The organism is Cytobacillus depressus (assembly GCF_008923245.1).
Taxonomy (GTDB): Bacteria; Bacillota; Bacilli; order Bacillales; family Cytobacillaceae; genus Cytobacillus; species Cytobacillus depressus.
Window position 1 is genome coordinate 1 of sequence record NZ_WBOS01000025.1, and the last position, 22127, is coordinate 22127.

The 22127-nt window shown below is 34.9% G+C and carries 21 protein-coding genes, 5 pseudogenes and 1 riboswitch; of the genes and pseudogenes, 21 read left to right on the top strand and 5 right to left on the bottom strand.

What is annotated here, in order from left to right; genetic code table 11:
• The first annotated feature begins 213 nt into the window (after positions 1-213).
• The 8 genes and pseudogenes from F7731_RS24375 to F7731_RS24410 all read left to right on the top strand — a co-directional run bounded on the left by F7731_RS24375 (position 214) and on the right by F7731_RS24410 (position 7134).
• Positions 214-1200, top strand: a complete 987-nt coding sequence (locus tag F7731_RS24375; protein WP_151537395.1) for an NAD(P)-dependent alcohol dehydrogenase — start codon at positions 214-216, stop codon at positions 1198-1200.
• 647 nt (positions 1201-1847) lie between these two features.
• Positions 1848-2048 (top strand): hypothetical protein, encoded by a 201-nt coding sequence (locus tag F7731_RS24380; protein WP_151537396.1) that lies wholly within the window; start codon positions 1848-1850, stop codon positions 2046-2048.
• Positions 2049-2313: 265 nt separating this feature from the next.
• The gene (locus tag F7731_RS24385; protein ID WP_151537397.1) at positions 2314-2886 is read left to right on the top strand and encodes a TetR/AcrR family transcriptional regulator; all 573 of its coding nucleotides are present in this window, start codon (positions 2314-2316) and stop codon (positions 2884-2886) included.
• Positions 2887-2977: 91 nt separating this feature from the next.
• Positions 2978-3913, top strand: coding sequence for an SDR family NAD(P)-dependent oxidoreductase (locus F7731_RS24390; protein ID WP_151537398.1), 936 nt, complete (start codon positions 2978-2980; stop codon positions 3911-3913).
• Between the two features lie 366 nt (positions 3914-4279).
• A complete protein-coding gene (locus F7731_RS24395; RefSeq protein WP_151537399.1) occupies positions 4280-4750 on the top strand; it encodes a hypothetical protein in 471 nt (156 codons plus the stop codon).
• Positions 4751-5035: 285 nt separating this feature from the next.
• Positions 5036-5296, top strand: a pseudogene (locus F7731_RS26975) (ATP-binding protein); the annotation flags it as partial.
• Positions 5297-5705: 409 nt separating this feature from the next.
• Complete coding sequence (blaOXA, locus tag F7731_RS24405; protein ID WP_151537400.1) at positions 5706-6521, top strand: class D beta-lactamase; 816 nt, start codon at positions 5706-5708, stop codon at positions 6519-6521.
• 256 nt (positions 6522-6777) lie between these two features.
• On the top strand, positions 6778-7134 hold the full coding sequence (locus tag F7731_RS24410) for a hypothetical protein (protein WP_151537401.1): 357 nt from the start codon (positions 6778-6780) through the stop codon (positions 7132-7134).
• Positions 7135-7595: 461 nt separating this feature from the next.
• Here the strand turns inward: F7731_RS24410 and F7731_RS24415 are convergent, their stop codons facing one another.
• From F7731_RS24415 to F7731_RS24430, 4 genes and pseudogenes are all read right to left on the bottom strand, one after another.
• On the bottom strand, positions 7596-8519 hold the full coding sequence (locus F7731_RS24415; RefSeq protein ID WP_151537402.1) for an ABC transporter substrate-binding protein: 924 nt from the start codon (positions 8517-8519) through the stop codon (positions 7596-7598).
• A gap of 122 nt (positions 8520-8641) precedes the next feature.
• On the bottom strand, positions 8642-9664 hold the full coding sequence (locus tag F7731_RS24420) for an ABC transporter substrate-binding protein (RefSeq protein ID WP_151537403.1): 1023 nt from the start codon (positions 9662-9664) through the stop codon (positions 8642-8644).
• Positions 9665-9812: 148 nt separating this feature from the next.
• A riboswitch (cobalamin riboswitch) is annotated at positions 9813-10010 on the bottom strand.
• A gap of 184 nt (positions 10011-10194) precedes the next feature.
• Positions 10195-10427 (bottom strand): annotated as a pseudogene (locus F7731_RS24425) (DUF3916 domain-containing protein); the annotation flags it as partial.
• A gap of 441 nt (positions 10428-10868) precedes the next feature.
• Positions 10869-11288 (bottom strand): hypothetical protein, encoded by a 420-nt coding sequence (locus F7731_RS24430; protein ID WP_151537404.1) that lies wholly within the window; start codon positions 11286-11288, stop codon positions 10869-10871.
• A gap of 383 nt (positions 11289-11671) precedes the next feature.
• On the opposite strand from F7731_RS24430, the gene F7731_RS24435 reads away from it, so the two are divergent.
• The 4 genes from F7731_RS24435 (at position 11672) to F7731_RS24450 (ending at position 14646) form a co-directional block, all read left to right on the top strand.
• Positions 11672-12142 (top strand): geobacillin-26 family protein, encoded by a 471-nt coding sequence (locus F7731_RS24435; protein WP_151537405.1) that lies wholly within the window; start codon positions 11672-11674, stop codon positions 12140-12142.
• A 426-nt stretch (positions 12143-12568) separates the two neighbouring features.
• Positions 12569-13336 (top strand): SRPBCC domain-containing protein, encoded by a 768-nt coding sequence (locus tag F7731_RS24440; RefSeq protein ID WP_151537406.1) that lies wholly within the window; start codon positions 12569-12571, stop codon positions 13334-13336.
• Between the two features lie 13 nt (positions 13337-13349).
• Complete coding sequence (locus F7731_RS24445; RefSeq protein WP_151537407.1) at positions 13350-13784, top strand: SRPBCC family protein; 435 nt, start codon at positions 13350-13352, stop codon at positions 13782-13784.
• Positions 13785-14169: 385 nt separating this feature from the next.
• Positions 14170-14646, top strand: a complete 477-nt coding sequence (locus F7731_RS24450; protein WP_151537408.1) for a GyrI-like domain-containing protein — start codon at positions 14170-14172, stop codon at positions 14644-14646.
• Positions 14647-14714: 68 nt separating this feature from the next.
• Here the strand turns inward: F7731_RS24450 and F7731_RS24455 are convergent.
• Positions 14715-14939: pseudogene (locus tag F7731_RS24455) on the bottom strand (IS3 family transposase); the annotation flags it as partial.
• Positions 14940-15346: 407 nt separating this feature from the next.
• On the opposite strand from F7731_RS24455, the gene F7731_RS24460 reads away from it, so the two are divergent.
• The 9 genes and pseudogenes from F7731_RS24460 (at position 15347) to F7731_RS24500 (ending at position 22049) form a co-directional block, all read left to right on the top strand.
• The gene (locus tag F7731_RS24460; protein ID WP_151537409.1) at positions 15347-15736 is read left to right on the top strand and encodes an iron chaperone; all 390 of its coding nucleotides are present in this window, start codon (positions 15347-15349) and stop codon (positions 15734-15736) included.
• A gap of 699 nt (positions 15737-16435) precedes the next feature.
• Positions 16436-16879 (top strand): MarR family winged helix-turn-helix transcriptional regulator, encoded by a 444-nt coding sequence (locus F7731_RS24465; RefSeq protein ID WP_151537410.1) that lies wholly within the window; start codon positions 16436-16438, stop codon positions 16877-16879.
• A pseudogene (locus F7731_RS24470) lies at positions 16880-17918 on the top strand (threonine aldolase family protein).
• Positions 17919-18030: 112 nt separating this feature from the next.
• Positions 18031-18251, top strand: a pseudogene (locus tag F7731_RS26980) (DUF6366 family protein).
• 482 nt (positions 18252-18733) lie between these two features.
• Positions 18734-19228 (top strand): hypothetical protein, encoded by a 495-nt coding sequence (locus F7731_RS24480; protein ID WP_151537411.1) that lies wholly within the window; start codon positions 18734-18736, stop codon positions 19226-19228.
• Positions 19229-19339: 111 nt separating this feature from the next.
• Positions 19340-19636 (top strand): hypothetical protein, encoded by a 297-nt coding sequence (locus tag F7731_RS24485; protein WP_246197432.1) that lies wholly within the window; start codon positions 19340-19342, stop codon positions 19634-19636.
• Between the two features lie 217 nt (positions 19637-19853).
• Positions 19854-20705: a DUF3221 domain-containing protein gene (locus tag F7731_RS24490; RefSeq protein ID WP_151537413.1), complete on the top strand. Its 852-nt coding sequence runs from the start codon at positions 19854-19856 to the stop codon at positions 20703-20705.
• Between the two features lie 64 nt (positions 20706-20769).
• The gene (locus F7731_RS24495) at positions 20770-21534 is read left to right on the top strand and encodes a DUF4184 family protein (protein WP_151537414.1); all 765 of its coding nucleotides are present in this window, start codon (positions 20770-20772) and stop codon (positions 21532-21534) included.
• Between the two features lie 77 nt (positions 21535-21611).
• Complete coding sequence (locus F7731_RS24500; RefSeq protein WP_151537415.1) at positions 21612-22049, top strand: hypothetical protein; 438 nt, start codon at positions 21612-21614, stop codon at positions 22047-22049.
• The last annotated feature ends 78 nt before the right edge of the window (positions 22050-22127 follow it).

Genomic DNA, 22127 nt, shown 5'->3' on the forward strand with positions numbered 1-22127 from the left:
GAACATCGGAAAGCCGTATGAGGGAAAACTTCACGTACGGTTTGATGAGGGGAAACTGAAAGTAAAAGAGATAGCGTAAGCTATCCCTATGAAATCAGTTTTCTACTCTACTAAATGGCAGGATAGTTTAAGAACTGTTATCGGACTATTGGTCTAATTTATTCCTAATATTCGTATTTATATTAAGGAATAAAACGAATCTGAGGTGGATAAATGAAAGCCATTGTGTACACAAGGTACGGTCCCCCCGATGTTCTTGAACTAAGACAAGTAGAAAAACCTATTCCGAAAGAAAATGAAATCTTAGTTAAAGTAAAAGCCACAACCGTAACAGTAGCAGATATTAGGTCACGGAGTTTTACAGTTCCTCCTGCTTTTTGGCTACCTGCACGTATAACACTAGGTTTTAGACAACCCAAAAAAGAGATATTAGGAATGGAGTTAGCTGGAGAAGTGGTATCAGTTGGAGAAAATGTTAAAAAGTTTAAGCAAGGAGACCAAGTTTTTGCGGCATCCTTGGTTGGATTTGGTGCTTATGCCGAATATAAGTGTTTGGAGGAAGATGGACCTGTCGTTATTAAGCCTTCCAATATAACTTATGGAGAAGCTGCTGCCATTCCTATTGGTGCTCGTACAGCATTGTATTTTCTTAAGAAAGCGGGTATAAAGAGCGGTCAATTGGTTTTAGTGTATGGTGCTTCAGGAAGTGTAGGAAGTTATGCAGTTCAGATTGCCAAATATTTCGGAGCAAACGTTACAGGGGTATGCAGTACCACGAATTTGGAATTAGTAAAATCTCTTGGAGCTGACAAAGTAATTGATTATACAGCAGAGGAGTTTTCTAGTACAGACGAAACATATGATATCATCTTTGAAGCGGTAAACAAGAGTTCTTTTTCAGCTTGTATGAAATTGTTAAAGAACAACGGCCCCTTTATAAATATTACTGAACCGCTACCAAGTGTTCAAATGCTATGGACTAAATTGACGAGTAACAAGAAACTATTATTGAGTCGAAATCCACCTGAAACTTCAGAAGCATTAAACTTCCTTAAAGAACTTGTAGAGATGGGGAAGTTAAAAGTGGTCATTGACAGATATTATTCGTTTGATGAGATTGTGGAAGCTCATAGATATGTGGAGAAAGGACACAAGAGGGGAAATGTTGTCATAATTGTTGAACATAACAACAAATCCTAATATATGAAGCACTAAATGCACGCCCCCAAGGTGAATAAATTTGTAGTGTAAATCACCAAATTATGAATAATAAGATTGTGAAGAATTGTACTTAAGCTAACGGGGGCTTTAGTTCAGTTAAGAAAGTCTGCTACATCAGCTTTTTTTTATTCGACTAATGGGGAAGTTTAGTTGAAAAATGGTGAAATTCCCCAAGTTACAAAAAACATTATGTTAAGTATAATTAATTTATTTAATTAAGGTATCGCTATTAATAGGGTGAGATAATGGTTTTATTGGGTGCAATGTCTGTTTTGATTGGTTTTGTAGCGTTATTTGGTGGATTCGCCTATAATAAAAAAAACACGAAAACGATGGTTTAGATGGTTCTGGAGTTGATTCAATCATCGGTCCCATCATCGCTTTATTCGTTGTCATCTTATTGAGACTGTTGCCATATCAGGTTACCAAAACAATGTTATTAATATTTACCTTTATTTGTTTTTGTTTTAGTGTTTATGCATTTACTCACTTACACTAATGGGTGCAAGAGTTAAACAAGGTGTTGCAGCGGCAGCATCTTTTTTCTTGTTGTGCTAACGGCGCAGAATAGTTCAAGAAAGATAACAAAAATATTAGTGAATATGTTTGGCGTGAAAGGAAATGTAATGGATAAGGTAAAACTTTATTTAAAATATCGAAAGAAATCATATCTTTTAAATACTGCACTTTTTATTGCAGGTTTCATTGTTGTTATCTTTATATTTGGACCTCCGAAGTATTATGTTGTTCCTATTTTATCAATGATAACGGCTTATGGCTTTTTAGAGTTTGTAGAATATAAACGTTGGAAAAAAGAAAATCATTGAGTTTAGCATCCTCAACTAACGGGGGCATTAGTTCAATAAGGACTAATCTATTTCTTAGAACAATTTTGTAGTTATGATCTTCAGCAATAGGGCGCTTTTCTGAAATAAGGAAACCGTCTTTCTTCATGAAAAGGGCCAGATTGTTGAATAGAAAGATTCAGGGCTAAATTCGGTTTAGTAAAAAAAATATAGTTTTTTACTTTAATTATTAAGTTGACTTTGCTATACTCTTTATTAACCAATGGTCAATTAAAGGAGTTAGAAAATGTCCCCCCGTAAAACAACTTCTCAAGAGCTGACAAGAGAAATAATTTTAGAGAAAGCACGAACCCAATTTGTTGAAAAAGGTTTTCAACAAATTTCCATGCGCAGTATTGCAAAGCTACTGGGCTGTAGTCATGGAGCAATCTATTACCATTTTAAAAATAAAGCAGAACTGTTTTATGCGATTGTAGAAGATGATTTTTCTAGACTGAACAATCGGTTAGAAGAAACCATTCAAGGATCTGAAGATGATTCGACAAAGCTTTTTAATATACTTATTCGCTTTATTGAATTTGGATTAAACCATCAAAGCCAGTATGAAATCATGTTTATGGTAAGAAATACAGAAGTAGATGGTCTATCCCAATTCGCAGCAAACCAAAGTTATCAAATGTTTGCCCAAAAGGTCCAATCTTTGTCAAAGAAAAAGCTGAAGATAGTAGATGTGTGGTCCGCATTTTTAGCGCTACATGGCTTTGTTTCTCATTATCGTGGATATGTTAATAATTTTGAAGAAGCGAAGTTAGCAGCCAAATCACACGTAAATTTTATAATAAAAGGATTAAATGGATAGCGCAGCTCTAAATCATTTGCAGGTTTAGAGCTTGCATATATTTTTTAACTAAATTTGACCAGTGGTCAATAATAAAGGGATGGTGTTAGCGATGAAGAAAGCATTAGTACTAGGTGCAACAGGTGGAATAGGTTATGCATTGGTTCGTGAGTTGGTTGAACGAGGTGTAGAAGTGGTTGCTTTTTCAAGAGGTAAGGAAAAGTTACATGCTCTCTATCAGAATGAATCAAAGGTATTCATATTTTCAGGCGATGCATTAGTGGAAAAGGATGTGATCGAGGCAGCCGATGGTGTAGATGTAATCTTTCATGCAGTTAGCTTTCCTTATGAGGAATGGAAGGATAAACATCCTTTATGCATAGAGACAATAATTCGGGCTGCCGAAAAGCAGCAAACAAAAATTGCACTTGTAGATAATATTTATGCTTATGGTAGGCAATCCAAAATAGAAGTAATTGAAGATACAAAGAAGGAGCCACATACAAAAAAAGGAAAGATCCGGCTCACAATTGAAAATAGGTTAAAAAGAAGTAATGTTCCTTGTTTGATTGTGCATATGCCCGATTTATATGGTCCAAACGCGGAAAATACACTCCTTCATGAAACACTAAAAAACGTTGTTCTAAATAAATCCGCGAATTTTGTTGGTGACACTAAGGTGGCTCGAGAGTTTATTTTTACGTTGGACGGTGCAAAGGCAATGGTGGAACTAGCTTCACGAGAAGATACGTACAACCAAAATTGGAATATTCCATCTTCTCATCCAATAACAGGGGAAGAAATAATTGAGATATTGCGTAAAGAAGTAGGATATAAAAAGTCGATTAGAACCGTGTCAAAAGCAATGATTCGATTTATCGGATTATTTCAGCCGTTCATGAGGGAGATGGTAGAGATGATGTACTTGACAGAGGATCCTGTAATCTTAAGTGGTAAAAAGTACGAAGAGAAAATAGGACCGATACCACAGACACCGTATAAAAATGGAATTAAGGAAACATTACTTTGGATGAATGAAAAGGTTTAGAGGTAATTTCCTATTTAATGTGTAGTGGCGTAATTTAGTGGGTTTTAAGGGACATTATTTATCAAATATTCAACAATCGGGCGCTTTTCTGAAATAAGGAAAGCGTCTTTCTTCATGAACAGGGCCATTTAATGTAGGCATTTGGTGGCTGTAAACTATATGCTACGCCTCAAAAACATTCGATGGTAAACACTGGATGTTGCTAAAGACCCTTACAGTGGAATTAGATTTATCATTGCGGGTAACTCCACCTTGTTGCAAAACAGCCCGCTTTATACCTTGCAGCCTCATACCGTCGTACCCAAGGAATTTTTATTTATCAATTGGGAAAAATTAAATAAGCAGGTTTCATGAGGGGGATAAAAAATGAGTAAAGATCAGGATAAACAACCTAAACTTAAGGATTTTGAAGTGGAAACGGTTTTTGAAGATAGACCGTACGAGCGACATGCGTTTACCGTTAGTATTTACGGGAATGAGTATAAGGGGCATTTTCATGATGAAAAAATTCATTGGCTCCATCCACAGCCGAAACAAATTCTTGGCGAAATTAAATTAGAAGGCGTTGAAAAGTCCATCCATAAATTGATGAGAGAACAAGGAATTTCCAGTGAAATTGAGGACTTTGAAATTGAAAAGGTATTTGAGAATCAAATGCATGAACGCTATCAATTTACATTGCAAGTCTTTGGAGAGGAATTCAAAGGCTTTGTACACGATGGGGAAGTCCAATGGTTCCAACCTCAACCTATGCAAAAGCTTAAAGATAAGCATGTTCTTGCGATTGAATCAGAAGTGCAACATATGGTGAAGGAATATGAAGGTGGAAGTGTTTAAAATAAAGAAAGGCCTTCAGAAGGCTTTCTTTTTCTAAAAGGTAGGAGATTATCCATAACAGGCTTAATACTGATGAGTCTGTTACAGACCGCAAAAGTCAATTTAATAAAGGTTAAAGACTAATTTACAGGAAAATTGGATAAGCAACTGTTGATGAAAACAATCATTCTTAATGTCTTGTTATTGCGAGTGGCTAAATATATAAGATCGTGAGTAATCGTAAGTTACCGCGAAGGGCAAGTAAAAGGATTAATTGCATCGAAGGGTTGTTTAATAAAAATCAGTTTTGTTCGCATTCTTGTTCATTTTGATATTCCAGATGAGGTACTTAAAGCTAGAGTTTCTCAAACCCAACGTAGTACTAATATATTTAGGGGTGCATACTCTAATTTTGAGGAAGTTCTTGTTCGACAACAGGCTGAACCTCTAAATGAAGATGTAGCAGACCCAGTAGAAAGTGATGTAGATTATTTGTTTGTTATTAAAGTTAACAAGGAAGTTGATTCTGTAATTAAAGAAATTGTTTATATATCTGGGTGTGTATGATTGCTTTCTAGCTCATTGATAAAGGAAGTTTTTTAAGCTACAGTATGCGTTAGTTTATCAAGTTAAAAGTAGTAATCATAATATTTATCTTGATACTCAGCAATCGGGCGCTTTTCTGAAATAAGGAAAGCGTCCTTCTTCATGAAAAGGGCCATTTAATAAGAAAGAGGTTGTATAAAACCCCATTTTTTTATGCAGTATTAGGCCGCATTTGAAAGACGTAATCGTTGATTTATCAACGAGGTATAAATCACATTATGCAATAAACTTATACTAAGTAAATACATGCCAAAACATAAGTTATATGAATTTTTTGATCTTATCATTGAGTTATCATTCTTTTATTATTGAATTTTCTGAAATTATGCATTAGAATATACCTGTTAAATAATTCAATGAGGTGTCTGAAATGAGAAAATTGATTTTCTTTTCCATTTTTTTATTGTTTACAGGGATATTAAGTCTTACAGCTCAAGCTCAAACACCAAGTAAAGAAGTTACTTCTAAAGAAAAACTTAACGTTAAAAAATTTGATGTCGCTGAATTTTTCTCTGATCATAATGGAACGTTTATATTACGCGATGTTAAAACTGGAAAAACCTTTGTCTACAATCAGGAAAGAGCTAACATAAGACAAACCCCGGAATCTACATTTAAGATTCCTAATGCATTAATTGGGTTACAAGTCAAAGCTGTTCGAGATGAGTATGATGTAAAAAGATGGGACGGCGTCAAACATGAATTTGATACATGGAACCGTGACCATACCCTTGGGTCGGCTATGCGTGAATCAGCTATTTGGTATTACCAGGCAATGGCTAGGGATATTGGAGACCAACGCATGAATGATTGGGTACAAAAAATCTCGTATGGAAACGCGGATATTAGTAGAGGAATCGACCAATTCTGGTTAAGCAGCTCTTTGAAAATCAGTCCGCTTGAACAAGTTGATTTTATGGAGAAGTTGTATAAAGAAGAGCTTCCGTTTGATAATCCTGTAATGAAAACTGTTAAACGAATGATGATCCAGGTGGAAGGTGATCAGTACACACTTTACGGAAAAACGGGGACGAGATTGTCTGATTTAGGTTTAGGATGGTTTGTTGGATTTATAAAAGTGAACAATCGTTCTTATGTTTTTGTAACAAACATTGATAGTACGGGTACAAAAGCTAAAAACATTACATTGGATATCTTAAAGAAGTACCACATAATTACAGAGTAAAAAGTAAATCATTAAAGTAAACAGAAAAGAAATATGCTTTTCTTGTTGTTCCGCAATCGGGTGCAATTCAGTAAGAATTGTGCTCTTTCTTTATGTAAAGGGAGCGATTCTTAAATAAGAAGGATCGCCTCTTTCTTCTTCAAGATTCCATTTTGTTGTATAAAAAATTGGAAATTGAGGGAATTTATGGCATTTTTATAGAATATTTTAGTATTTTAGTTAAAGTAGTTATGAATGTAATAAAGGTTAAAAGGTTGTGTTTTTTTGGGGGGAAATTAAGAGTAATTTCCCATATGAGTTTTATTTTTCCTATTTTGTAAATATTGCTTTAAAAGATGATGTTAAAGAAATCGAAAAAACTGTTCGTTCTTTAAACCAACCATTAACTAAAATTGTACCTATAAAGGTTTTAGATAATACCCAAGCCATTGTATTCTATGAAAATGCTTCTGCTAACATAGAGTCTTTTGGAAATGTAAGGTTAAAGAAAAATTTATTTGGTTGGAAACTGGGCAATAGTAGCAGCAGTCAAACCCCAGATAATTATAAATTAGGTTGGCATTTTTCAAATTTAAAGTATGATTTTTCAGAGTGTACTGATTTGATAAGTTGAAAAAATTTAGACTCCAAAATAAAAGATGTTATTGTTGTTACTAAAAAATAGGGGGCGAACTATTTTGCGGACGGGGTCTTAGCCCCACGGGCACGAACGTTCTACCCCGGCTACCGTTATCATATATCGATATAAAAAATGGTCAACCAGAAATATTTTCTGGCTGACCATAGAATACGATCGGGCGCGATTGCCGAAAAATAACCAATTGTTAAATGAATTGATACTAGCATCTAACAGAGCTGTGGCTTTTGATGGGGCCACATCCTTCTTTTCTTTTGGAATGAACCTTCCGTTTTATAAAAAAGTTTGATCAAAACTCACTTAGAATTCTTTAAATAAATGAGTCAAAGTATCGCAACTTTTTAATCTTGGAGGCGTCAAACTAACCCCACCTAGTTACATCTTTAGAATTATGTCATAATAAAAAAACCGCTCGGTCCTTTTTGGGTAAATATCACTTACACCCATGATAATTCTGTATCTGAAATGGGGACAACCTTATTAACGCATGTTTCTGGAATTTCAAACAGTTGTGGATGGAAGAGGGCGGCTAGTAACTCAATCCCGTCTACCAATGTCGTACTTGGCCTTGTAAAGTAATCTGCATCTGCAAGATAAACTGCCTTGTTTTTTACTGCAGTCAATTCGCTCCACCCCGGTTTACTTGTTAGCTGATCGATTTCCTGTATCGATCGTCCAACCTGAAAACCACAAGGCGCAATGACCAATACTTCTGGATCATATTGTTGTACTTTTTCCCAAGGTGTCACTACAGAGTAACCTGCTGGATTGGACAACATATCCACTCCACCTGCCAAAGAGATTTGGTCAGGAATCCAATGCCCACAATTATAAATGGGATCTAACCATTCCATAATCATCACTCTTTTTGGTTCTACTTGATGTTCACGAAGTTTATCAGTAATAGCACGTACTCTTTTTTCTAAGGAAGCTAAATAATCAAGGCCAACCTTTTCTTCTCCTAGCTCCATTGCAATAGTTAGTGCATTCTGATATACATCACGCAGCCTTCGCGGTATTAATGGTACCACTTTTGGCTGCTTTTTAAGGGAGCCAATGGCTCTTTGAACAACAGAGGTGCTAATTTGACATACATCACATACATCTTGGGTAAACACAAGATCAGGTTCTATCTCCGATAATAACTCCGTATCCACATAATATAAACTTTTCCCCATATTTGATGATTCTGTTACAAAAGTTTCAATTTCTGCACTTGAAAGATTACGTCCCTCGAGATGAGTACGAACAATTTTGGGCTTATCCGACGGGCATTCAAACGTGACTCCATTTAGATATCTTTCTAGTCCCATTTCATAGATCATATTGGTAGCGGCGGGTAAAAACGAGCATACCTTCATTATTGATAGCCTCCTCAAGTTAAAGTCTATTCATATTTTATTTCCAATTTTTTAACACCAATCGATGGTTTCCTCAACAATTGATTTCTTAACCAACAAAGTCTTAGCAATGAAAGCATTAGTTATTTTGGGAAGATTTCGGGATAAATCGCTTTTGCAAATTCCTCCAGTCCTTCCGCCAAACGTGGCCCTGGACGATTGACAATTTCGGAATTCACATCATAAACCTGCTTTTTCTTTACCGCAGTTACATCCTTCCAAGCAGTACGGCTGTATACTTGTTCCGCGGGATTGTCGATATAATATCCATAGGTGGTGATGATCACTTCGGGATTAAGCGGGATGACTTTTTCTTCCGTTAATTGCAACCATCCATCTTGGATACCTGCCGCATTTCTGGCATGGAGCAATTCGATCATTTCATTCATAAATGTACCTTTTCCTGCGGTCCAAAGTGTGGGGTCGATTTCTACCCAGACTAAAGGTTGCTGCTCTTCCTTGACTTGACTAACTTTCGCTACAATCTCATGAACCTTAGTCTTCATCTGATCGATGATCGCTTCCCCTTTTTCCTTCGTTCCAGTTACTTGGGCAATCAACCTAATCGTATCATAAACTTCAGCAAATGAATCAGAAGCGGGAATCAAAACAACTGTAATACCTGCATCACGCAGCTGGTTAAACCTGCCGCCCGCCACTCCTATCATCGTACTGTCAGCAAGGACAAGATCAGGTTTTAAGGAGAGAACCTTCTCCACATTAAACTCTTGCCCACCAACCTTCTCTTTTCCTTCTACCTCTTTTGGATAGGTATCGTAATCATTCACACCGACAACTTCATCGCCTAAACCTAGTGCAAAAGTAATCTCTGTATTGCTAGGTAGCAACGATACAATTCGTTCCGGCTTCTTCTTAATCGTTATTTCTACGTCTGTAGCATCTTTAAAGGTGAAAGGATAAGAGTTTTCTTCTCGTAAATTGTCCTTTACTGGATTAACAGCTTCTGAATCATTGGTAGATAGACCTTTCTCTAGAGAAGTACCTACCTTTTGTTTTGTATGATCTGTACTTCCACACGCCGTCAGTAAACCTATTGCCAGAAATAAGGAAAATAGTAATGAATAAAACTTGTTGTTCTTCGTCATGCTTTCTCTTTCTCCCTTTTATACTAATTACATCCCAACAAAAAAAGCTCATCAATAGTAGATGAGCTAAAACGGCACAAAGATTGTAAAAATACAGAAAAAGATTAATTCTGTACTATGCCGTTTAACTTCTCACCCCCCGAAGACGTAAAACAATAGAGTAAAGGCAGGTCTACTGACTTGTGCATCATCTTACTTTGAACCCTTCCCAGATCAGTCGCTATTCACGTAGTTGATCCAGTGGCATGTTCATTTCATCGACACTTACAGTTGCGGGGACAGCTCTGGATTTCCACCAGATTCCCTATTAAGTCGAACATCGACACCATCTACTCTTCCAAATATTCATTTTTTAACCAATACAATATTATCCTATTTTAATAGTAGAGACAAGCCGTTTCGCTTTCCTAGACCCAAGAGAGCGCTCTATCATAAAATACGTTTGGACTGCGAAACTCAATCTCATGCCGTTAAAGATTTCACGGAGTTTCTCCAATTATTGCAGTTTAAACCATCGATTTTTTTTTCTCGTCATTTGGCTTCAATCCAATTAGATGTTCAGCTCTATCAAATAGTGTTTGAATGCAGAGTCGTTTGATTTTTTTGGTGTTTTGTCGGAACTTATAACGTCTTGAGCAACTGGTAGGTGCAGACCCCAATAACCATTGTAAAATTCTGTTGGAAACTCCAATGTTTTTTCTTCAATTCGTTTAATCATATTATTAGATTTCCGTTTAATTCCTCGAACTTTTTTCTCCCGCATAGATTTCTCCTCACATTTATTTACCATAACTGAACGTTCTAAGTTGTTCATATGTTGTTTTAGTAAAGAATAAAGTTTTTTAATCACTAAAAATAATGTCTCTCAAAGCCATTCATATCACTCACATTCATACTTTGTACAATAAAATAGAACGATTGCTCGTTTTATTCAAATATCAACAGAGTTATTTAACAGAGCCTAAAAGTAATATGATTATGTTTCAATAAGCTTTACTCTATTGAGATAGTAAGGGATTATAGTTTAACTAAGCGTAATGGTTAATCCTTTGTTCTGCAATCGGGCCAGATTGTTGAATAACATGATAAATTGTATAGTGAAGATTGTGAAGATATGTACTTAAACTAAATGGCAGGATAGTTTAATAAAAAAAACCCGTTATCAACGGGTTAATAAAATAATGCGGCCTTTTTTAAACAAATTTTACGTAGTAGGACTTAGTTCTTCAGCAGTGAAGACAACACTTAGTATATCCTCTTCTCGAACAAGAGGATCAGCAGCGGAACGAGTAATATCTCCCTCTAAAGTATAGGTGAAGGTTCCTGCGCCTGGTATATCGAGTGCAGTAAATGTAGTAGTGACACCATCAAAATCTGTGTCAGATACAGATCTTATGACATCACTATCCCGCCTAATAACATATTCTAATAGATTCCCTTCGAGTGTAGAATTCACTGCTGAATTTGGATTAAATGATTCAATTGACGCCATTAATCTAACAACATCAGTAGGGTTAATCACTGTAATGGTTACTGTTGAAATAAGTTCAACACCAGTAGTAATAACAACATTAGGTTCATTTACACCGACAGCAATTCCACAGCAGGGTACTCTTATACCCAATTAATCTCACCCCCTTCCTAAGCTTGTCTCTATAATAATATGAAAAAATTTTAAATTGGCTTGTACAATAATACTAATTATAGGATAAATAAGGTAAACATCTTTTTGAACTAACGGGTGCGTTAGTTTAATAAGACTTGTATTTATGATCTTCAACAAAAGGGCGTGCAATTATGCAGCAAGAATTACGCTCTTTCTTTATGTTAGGGGCCTTATAATGGAGGACGAGTATCAAAAAAAGTTGAATACTTATGGGAATGAAGGTGGTTGTTTGTGAAAGATTGTACTCAAACTAACGTGGCAGGTTTCTTTAAGAAGGAATTAAACCCATTTACCAAAATCTTGTAGTATCATTGTTTTTAATAAGGCATAGGGGGATGTACTTGAAAGAAAAGTTTTTAGTAATATTTTCTATGTTCGTTATACTTTTCATGGTAGTTGTTCCAATTGTATTTGCCAATTCACCTTTTGTCATTGGTGAAGAAAAAGCAGGAGGCTATCAATATACTGTAATAAAAGAACAAAACACATTTACTTGGAAAATTGGACATCAAGACAACATATCTACTGTCGTAGAGAATCAGGATAATAGCGAAGAGTTGGAGCGTTTCAGAATTGCAGTTGAGGATATTAACATGGGAATATTTAAAATAATAATATCTGCATCATATTTTTTAATTGTTGTTATAACAACGCTAATTTTCTACAAGAAGAACAAACAAATTCCTAAAGGTAATGGTGCAATTATTGCTATACTTGCAGGGATTGCATTGTACTATACAATAATAAATTCTATTAACCTAAATACTGCAATTCAGGATGCCAGATTTTATTATTTGTTGTTAACCAATTAAGTATTTATATTCCACTAACGGGGTGCTTTAGTTCAATAACGTTCTTCAACAATCGGGCACGTTTATTTAGGAACGCGTCTTTTTTTAATGGGAGAGTTGTATATAAGTAAAAAGCTTAGAAAAGTATATTTACTCTGTTATATTAGCATTTATTAGTTCATTTTTTATGGCCATACTCGTACAATCCATAGGGGCAATTCACGGATTTCTCATATAATTGAATAAAATAACAAACTAAAATCTGGTGTTGTCTCTTAAATGAGATAACACCTTTTTGAATTTGAATGTGTAAGGTGCTATTTTGAAAATATAATAGTAGAACGATAACTTGACCACCCTTCGTTCACGTGTTACTATAAGGTCACATGACGGGCGTGTGACTTTTTGTTAACATGTTTTCAAAAATTTGAAGAAAGGGTTTTATTAATGGATGAAAATCTTTCAACAGTATTTAAAGCATTAGGTCACCCTATCCGGAGACAGATTCTTGATATCCTTAAGCAGTCACCTAGAACAACAGGAGAACTAGATGAATATTTCCCGGAGGTAACTAGGTATGCAGTTATGAAACACTTAAAGATATTAGAGGAAGGAAATCTGGTGGTGATTAGACGTGAAGGAAAGTATAAACGGAACTTTCTTAACGCAGTGCCTCTCCAAGAAATGTATAACCGCTGGGTAGGGAAATATATGCAATCCACAGCAGGATCCCTATTAAACTTACGTTCAGTAGTGGATCAAAAAGGAGGAAATATAAAAATGAGTGAATTTCGTATAGAACAAGAGATATATATGGAAGCACCACGTGAAGAGGTTTTCAAAGCATTAACGGAAAATGTGGAGTATTGGTGGGAGTTTCGCATCGCTCCTAAAGGCGTAACCTCTCACTTTACATTTGATCCAGTTCCAGGGGGACAATTTATTGAAAAGTGGGGTGAAAAAGAGGGGGCCATCTGGGGAAATGTTTACTACGTTAACGCTCCAGAAGAAATTCGCCTCTTCGGTCATCTTGGTATGCAAGGGGCAGTAGACAGTGCCTATACGTATCGACTTCTTGAAAAGGATGGTGGAACGTTACTTCAGCTATCTCATACTGCATCGGGTGTTATTCAAGAACAATGGGAACAAGAGCACTCAAATGGCTGGGAATACCTTCTTGGAACATTACTAAAAAATTATGTAGAAAAGAAATAAGAGGGCAATGGATATGGTAGATGTATTCACGGAAATAATTATTAATAGACCCATTTTGCAAGTCTCAGAATATGCAGCGAACCCAGATCATGCACCCGAGTGGTATGTAAATATTCATTCTGCAGAATGGAAAACACCAAAACCACTCACTATAGGCTCACAAATTGCTTTTAAAGCAAAATTTCTTGGAAGTGAACTTGCTTATGTGTATGAAATTGTTGAATACGAACCGGGAAAGAAATTAGTTATGCAAACTGCAAACGGACCATTTCCAATGGAAACGATTTATACTTGGCAAGCTATTAATGAGCATCAAACATGTATGAAACTAACAAATAAAGGAAACCCTACGGGATTTAATAAGCTATTCTATCCGGTCATGGCTTCTATGATGAGGAAAGCAAACATAAAAGATTTGAAGAAAATAAAAGACATCCTTGAAAAATAAGCAATCAATTCTAGAGTACAAAACACAAAATTGCTCACCAATTATAAGGCCTATTCGCATCTGAATGGGGCTTTTTTCTTATATTCCTATATATGGATAAAATGTCGTAAACAACGATTTGTTCTGTTGATTGTGAAGAATTGTACTTAAACTCACGTGTAGCTTTTGTGAAAGAAGAATTAATTGACTTTAATATTGAGATCATATTTTAGTTATTCAATTAAAGGGCCATTTAACGGAATAAAAACCCTCTAACAAATTCGGATATTTATGTGGGATTGTGAAGAAATGTACTTAAACAAAAGGGTCAGGTTGGTTAAAGAAGAAGGTATATATGGGTGGTTTCTAGAAACTGTAATTTATCGTAAATAGAGGGGGAAATAAAATGTCAGAAACAATAATACAAAATAAGACTATTAAAGAGCTTGATGAATTAAGGTTAGTAGGTTTTCGAGTTTTATGTTCTGGCGACCAATATTTAGTTGAAATACCTAAAGCGTCATTAAGATTATGCGAGCGAATAAGCAAAATTAAACAGGTTGTTAATCCAATTGAGCAATTTGGTGCGTTTGTTGTGGAAAAGGAAACTGCTGATGATGATGGTTACTGGGTTTGTGTTGAAGTAAAAGAGTACGAGGATATACCAACTGATATGGTAACTCTAACTATACCACCTCAAAAATATGCGGCTATGAGACATAAAGGTTCTAATTATAAAATAATGGAAGCTTATAATGACTTACATAAGTGGATTGAAGAAAACAACTTTATAAGGCTAAAAAATAAATGGCATATAGAAAGGTTTTATGATTGGAAGGATACCCAAAAAGTTGATGTAGAGTTGTTAGACACTATTGAGTAAGATTTTATTCAGCTAACGGCGCTTTCCAGTAATTGAAGTGACCCCAAATAGTTAGACATTATATTAAGTTAAGCAGCTATGGAGGATTGAATTCGGTATTGTACCGGACTCAATCCTTTTAATTTCCCTTTAATACGTTTGTGGTTGTAGTATTCGATATACAGTTCAAGCTCACGCTTGAAGTGAACCATACTCTCAAATTCTTGCATATATTATAGTTCAGATTATAATAGACCAAAAAAATTTTCAATTACTGCATTATCTAAATAGTTACCCTTACGAGACATGCTTTGGTAATGTTGTTTTTAACTTCATTAAACAAATTGGTAAAGGGAGGAATAAAATGGATATCGTTCGGGTGTTTCTTTTACTATTTTTTCTATTCCCCCAATGCCCATTTTTGGTCTTTTGCTGCCCCCTTATAGCAACAGTTTTGTGATACTTAGCATTGCTCTTTTTATTTTTATAATTGGTTCTTTGTTGACACCTTTCTTTGTTACTTATAAAGAGTTTTTGTGAACTAATGTACTTAATCTAACGGGTGCTAAAGTTGAATAAGATCATACTACGAAAAAAGAACTTCCAGATAATTGGATGTTCTTTTTTTCTCTTTATATATCAACATTAAACGTTATCAGAGCCTTATGATAAAATGTTTTGAAATACTATAAAAACTTTATTTATGAAAAGGAGAAATACTATGGAACAACAAACCATTATTCCGAAATCAATTGATGAATATATTTTACAATATCCTCAAGAGATTCAAGAAATACTAAAAACATTAAGAAAGGTTATAAAGGAATCAGCGCCAAATGCTGAGGAAAAAATAAGTTATGGAATGCCTACTTTTGTTTTAAATGGAAATCTGGTACATTTTGCTGCATTCAAAAACCATATAGGGTTTTATCCAACTCCAAGCGGAATTAATACATTTAAACAGGAATTATCGGGATATAAGACATCGAAAGGCGCAGTGCAATTTCCTATAGGAAAACCCATCCCTTATGTATTAATTAGTAAAATCGTGAAATTTAGAGTTGACGAAAACAAAAGTAAAACTGAAGGGAAAATAAAAAAGAAGAAATAATTTCATTGCTATTATTTAGGAGGAGAGTCGCTTTCTTTCCAATATCAAGAAGATAATGATTGTGTAGAAATGTACTTAAACTCCCATGAAAAATAAAAAAGCTCAAAACCCAGAAAAAAGCATAACAAAATTGCCCCAGTAAAAACGCTTTTTAAAAAAAGGCTGAGCCTTCTGAGTGTTCATTATGGAGCTGACAGATAATCAAGAACCTTCTTTCAATAAAAAGTATAGAATTGGCTGACGCAACGACCAGAATAAGGATTAATCTCCCATGAGTGCTACCCATATAGGGTGCGACAGTCGGTGGTACACCGTGATTGTTGGAGTCAGACTAACGGATGGGCTCTATGGCACCATAGTGTATCGACCTTCTTCGTCAGCCGTAGAAACAGTATAGACAGGGGAAACCATTTTCATTCTCTGTGGTGAAGCGCTAATTTTTGCGCTTCATGGATGGCTAACGGGAGCTTTACTTCAATAGCGATCTTCAACTATCGGGCGCTTTTCTGTAAAAAGGAACAGCGCTTATTTTCATTATAGGGCCAGATAATTGAACAACACTAGATTTTAAAACTGCACCTAATTTCAGTGTGATTACTTACAACTTATCCATAAATGAATTACAAAATAAAAACGTTGACAGAGTCCACTAAATAAATTAATATTTGTTGACAGCGTCCACAAAAAAGGAGGGATGAAATGAACCTAAATGATAATATCATAGCTGATATACGGCAATTCAATCGGTCTTATACGAATATACTTGGTTTATTAGATAAGCATGTATTGAATACCGGATATTCTTTTACAGATGCACGGGTAATTTTAGAGATTGGTTTCTTGGAACAGTGTATCGCAAACAATTTAGTCGAAAACTTGGATATTGATCGCAGTTACATGAGTAGAATCATTACCAAGCTTAGTAAAGATGGACTAATTAATAAGGAATTTTCGACATTGGATAACAGAACGAGTCTGATTCGATTGACACCTAAAGGTATCACTTTATTTAATCAACTAAATGAAAAATCTGATGAACAAATAGTGAAATTACTGCAAGGTTTGTCACAAAAAGAAATTAAAGAAATACATGCTTCTATGTTATTGATTCAGAAGACATTAGATAGGTTGGAGGAGCTATGAATGATACGTTTTGAAAATGATTATACAGAAGGTGCTCATAAGCGAATTCTGAAACAAATAATGGAAACCAATGAAGAGCAGACACCCGGGTATGGTATGGATGAACATTGTGAAAAAGCCAGAACTTATATTAGAAAAGCGTGCAAAGTAGAGAATGCAGATATACACTTTTTAGTTGGAGGAACACAAACGAATACTACGATTATCTCTTCCATATTGCGTCCGCATTAGGGTGCAGTTGCTGCAATTACGGGTCATATTGCAGTACACGAAACGGGAGCAATTGAAGCCACTGGTCATAAAGTGCTTACTTTACCGAGTGATGATGGAAAAATTCAAGCTGAACAGGTAAAAGAATTATATGATACTCATTGGAATGATGTCACTCATGAGCATATGGTTCAGCCAGGCTTGGTTTACATTTCTCACCCTACCGAGAATGGGACGACTTACAGTAAATCCGAATTGGAGGAATTAAGCAAAGTTTGCAGGGAATGTGGTTTGCCGTTGGTTATGGATGGCGCTCGATTAGGATATGGTCTGGCTTCAAAAGACAGTGATTTATCCTTAGCAGATATTGCTAGACTTTGTGATGTGTTCTATATCGGTGGAACGAAAATAGGTGCATTGTTTGGGGAAGCCGTAGTCATCATAAATGATGACCTTAAAAAAGATTTTCGGTATTTGATCAAGCAAAAGGGAGGATTGCTGGCTAAGGGGAGATTATTAGGTATCCAGTTTGAAACCTTGTTTGAAGATGGCTTATACTATGAAATTTCTAATCATGCCGTGGAAATGGCGATGATGATTCGAGAGGCGTTTGTTGAAAAAGGATATTCATTACGATATGATTCCAAAACAAATCAACAGTTTCCCATTTTACCGAATGATGTATTAATAAAATTGGGAAAAAGTCGATGCTTCCCAAAGTGTTGTGAGATTTTGTACCAGTTGGGCTACAAAAAAGGAAAATGTTGAAATGCTGATAGAGGATATTAAGAAGTTAGAATATGGAAGCGTAAATGGTGTTTTGACATGAATCAGCAGTCTTATAGTTAAAGGAAGATGAAAAATGCAAACGATGGAGTTATATGCAGAGAATATGGATAATTGTGGTAATATAATAAGAATGATTGTTTAATTTATAGGGGGTGTTTAGGTGCAAAAACAAAGAAACTCCTGAACAAAAGAGAGAGATTAAGACAAGAAGAATTAAAAAGAAATCCAACAGGTAATATGAGCGATGCTTTTAATAGAGCAAACAGTGGCGGTCTAGCGGATTTAGTAGGCGGTTTAGGTTGGAAAGGTACGGGGGATTCTTATTCTTGTAATTATTATTGGATTTATAATTGCTTCAATCTTCTTAAAGTAATGGAGGCGGATCTACTAATGGTTAATGTTTAATGGATAAATGATGGCTATAAAGAGGATAATCGTATTTTTGGTTCGGCGTTTGAAGCTAAAGAATGGACAAACGCTTTATATCCAGATTTTGTTGCTTATTTAGGCAATCAAATTAATGTAGGATATGCAACACCTGATGAGAAAGTAATTAAATATTTAGCAGCCTTTTTACCTTAATGGGCTGATTATAACAATTTACATGTCGATGTCTGTACAGAAAAAACAAAAATAGACGGTCAAACTATCTATAAAATTTGGACACAGCAGAAGATATGGACATGGAAAGATTGTGAAAATATGTATACTTTAACTAAAGGGCCCGATTATTGAAAAAATATAATAGGATCAGATATATTATCCTAACTGTTACGTTTCTATAAAAGCGAAGATGGTTTTTTATTAGGGTATAAGGAACATTCTCTGACCCATTTCTTTAAGGCGGTGATATTATTGGTTACTGAACTTAGTATTTCATTATTTATTCGTACTGATTTAGTTGATAAAGTTATAAACGTTTTTAAAAACCATAATATTATGTTCAAGGTACCTGACTATGGGGAACAAAGTGATGTTTCTATTGAAGTTAAAGTAATTCTTAATGACAAGATAAACTATGAAACTGTTAAAGGGATCTATAGTTACTTAGAAAATGAATTACACATCAAACATATCGGGGAAAGATTTTCATTCCTGTGTTCAGATGATGAATACGATAAAGCCCCACTCTTCGTCTTAGATTCGACAGGGAATTCTAATAAAGCTTTCTTAAAAGATAAAGGAACTCAATTTAAAAATGAGATATTTTGTGACACATGCGGACTAATACTTCAAAATCAAGTTACTCCTTTAACTATAGATACGTCAACGATCAAAGACAGATATATGGTAAATGTGGGTGCATATTGGGTTGTTTCAGAGAAAATGGCAGAACTAATGAATAATTGAGGAATAACAGGATATGAATTAAAACCTGTAATACATAAAGGAACAGAAAAGGGCAAACAAGAAGCTTACCAAATTATCCCGACTAATACTCTTCCTTCTTGGAGTAATGAAATGAAACATTATTACTTTGCGACTGAAGAACAAGAGCAGTGTAAGGATTGTGGAATTAGAGGAAGAATAGATGGTCCTTATATCTATAACCAAAAAGATTTAATCGATGCTGCTAAGGATATTTACCTTCCACAAGAATGGACGCATATTGGCAAGAATGTATACCGTAAAACTTTATTTAGTAAGAAATTTCGAGACTTAATAATTGAGAATAAAATTTCAAGGGATATAAGGAAAATGAGTGATTTTAAATATGGTTCTCGGGATTGGGTCTTGGAGCCGATCTTATTGATTTAAATATTAAATTGAGTTATTCAATTAAAGGGCCATTTAATGGAGGAAGAATATCAAGAAAAATTAAACACTTATAGTATGATAGTATGGTGTTTGTGTAAGATTGCACTTAAAGTAACGAGCTGGATACTTAAAAATAAGAGATTTTTATAAAAATTTCATAAACTACATGCAACTAAAAGTCGCTGAATCCGACTAATTAGGTATGGAGGCGATATAGTTGAAAAGAATAATATTTTTCACTTTAGTTGCATTTGTCTTATCTGCCTGTGGACAAGGAGAAAAAAATACAATAACTAAAGATGAACCAAGTGAGGAACAGCCATCACCAATTGAAGAAGTTGAAGTAACTATTGCAGCAGTAACCGATGAGGAAGCTGTTGAACTCATTCGTAGTTATATTGCTGAGGAGCTTGATAATAATGCTTATTCAGGACTCTATTTGGCTCATGAACCATATAAGCATTTCGTTATCTTGATTCAAGACTTATATCCGCTTCAAGAAGTGGCAGCTAGCCTTGAAAATTTTTCGAAGCAAATTGGTAGAAGTGAAGGGGAATATCGTGTCAAACTAAAACCTGCAACTTATTCTTATCAAACATTAGAAAAGGTAGCGAATCGATTAAGTGCATCTCATGAGGAGATAATCGATACAGAACGTCGAGTATTGTCTATTGGCATTAACGAAGTTGAAAATCGAATCGATCTTTATGTTTCAACACGCGAAGATCTAAATGAGGAATTAATCGATGAAATTACCGCTGGAATTGAGGGGATTGTTAGGATAGAAGAAGGAGTCATGGGTTCAGTAGATGATAACGGGCTTCCAACAGCAGAACCCTATATTGTCGGTACGATTATGGAGAAAAATGAAGCCGAGAACATAGTTTTCTTGATTGAGGATCAGATTTATGTATCAGTCAACAGTGCAACTGTTATTAAAGATATTAAAGGCAATACTATCGGAGAAGAACAATTAAATGTAGGTGATAGAGTAACGGTTTGGACAGATGGCAGCATTTTGGAATCGCTACCTGCTTCTGGTTATGCTGTTGCAATTCAGCTTCAGTAAAGAATCACGTGAAAATATTAGAAAAGTAGTTTTTCGGTAAGAACATTTCTAGGGGTGAAAATAGATGCCATTGACTTTGGCTCATCCAGCAGCAGTTTTACCTTTTTCAAGGAATAGTAAATATGTAAATTTTTTAGCAATGGTATTAGGAAGTATGTCACCTGACTTTGAGTATTTTCTACGAGGAAAGCCGTATGGTGATATTGGTCATACATTCATCGGATTTGTAGTTTTTAATCTTCCTATCGTTGTAATCGCTTATTTGATTTACAAGACATATATACATAGAACGTTATTTAGTCATCTTCCATCTACTTTGCAAGATACCTATTCTCAAAAAACAAGTTCGACTAAGTTGTTAAAGGTATTTGTATTCTTATATTCTGCATTATTTGGAATGCTTACCCATGTAGTCTGGGACTCTTTCACTCATTTAGAAGGATTTATGGTGAGCAACTTATCAATATTAACTAATACTGTTCATATTTTTGATTTAAATATCCCCATCTTTAAATTCCTTCAGCACGGTGGCACGATAGTTGGTATCATTGCGATTATAGGATATATGTACATTCGAACAACGAAGAATAGGTATAATGGTGGCAGGCGTACAACACCAAAACAAAAATTGATGTATTGGGGTCAAATAGCATTGTTAACAACCATTTTGTTTTGTTTATGGTATCTAATTGATAAAGTTTCGATTGAATCCTATGGCATTATTGTTGTACGAATAATAGATTCAGCTTTAATTAGTTTGTTAATTGTTTCATTATATTTTAAGCACTTTATTATTAGAGCTAAAATAGTAGATTCTTTGTTAAAATGACAAAACTATATTAAACAAGGTAAATAGTATAATTAGGAGAATTAGTATTAAAACAAATAATTTTAGGAAGGGCATATATGAAAAAAATTACACTTTTCTTATTTATTATAATACTTTTAACTAATTCTTCTGTTCAGGCTTTAAGTTGGGCTTACCCGTTTGTAGTTTGGAGTGGAAAGGTATACGAAGTCACAGATGAAGAGGTAATTGATAGTCTAATTGGCAAGCGTATAGGTGAGGTCAAAACAAAGCCTAACAACATGACTGGGAACTACTATGGTAATGCATCAAATTATTTCCCGAAAGGAACGGAATATTTTGAAATAAGTGGTATATCCACTGATACTGCTATTGCTGTCAAAAAAGAAGAGGGAAAATGGGTAAAAGCTGTCTATGTTAATAAAGCTCCTTTTCATTGGATGAATTTATTTACAAATCCTTTCCCATTTCTTATTTTAATTGTAATAATATTATTTATTGGATTACGAAAAAAGAAGGCTAAAAGTAAGCAATAATAAAAAGTTTTTCATTAATTTTTCCTCCCTTTCGCCTTTTCAATATTCCGTAATAGGGCGCTTTTCTGAAATAAGGAA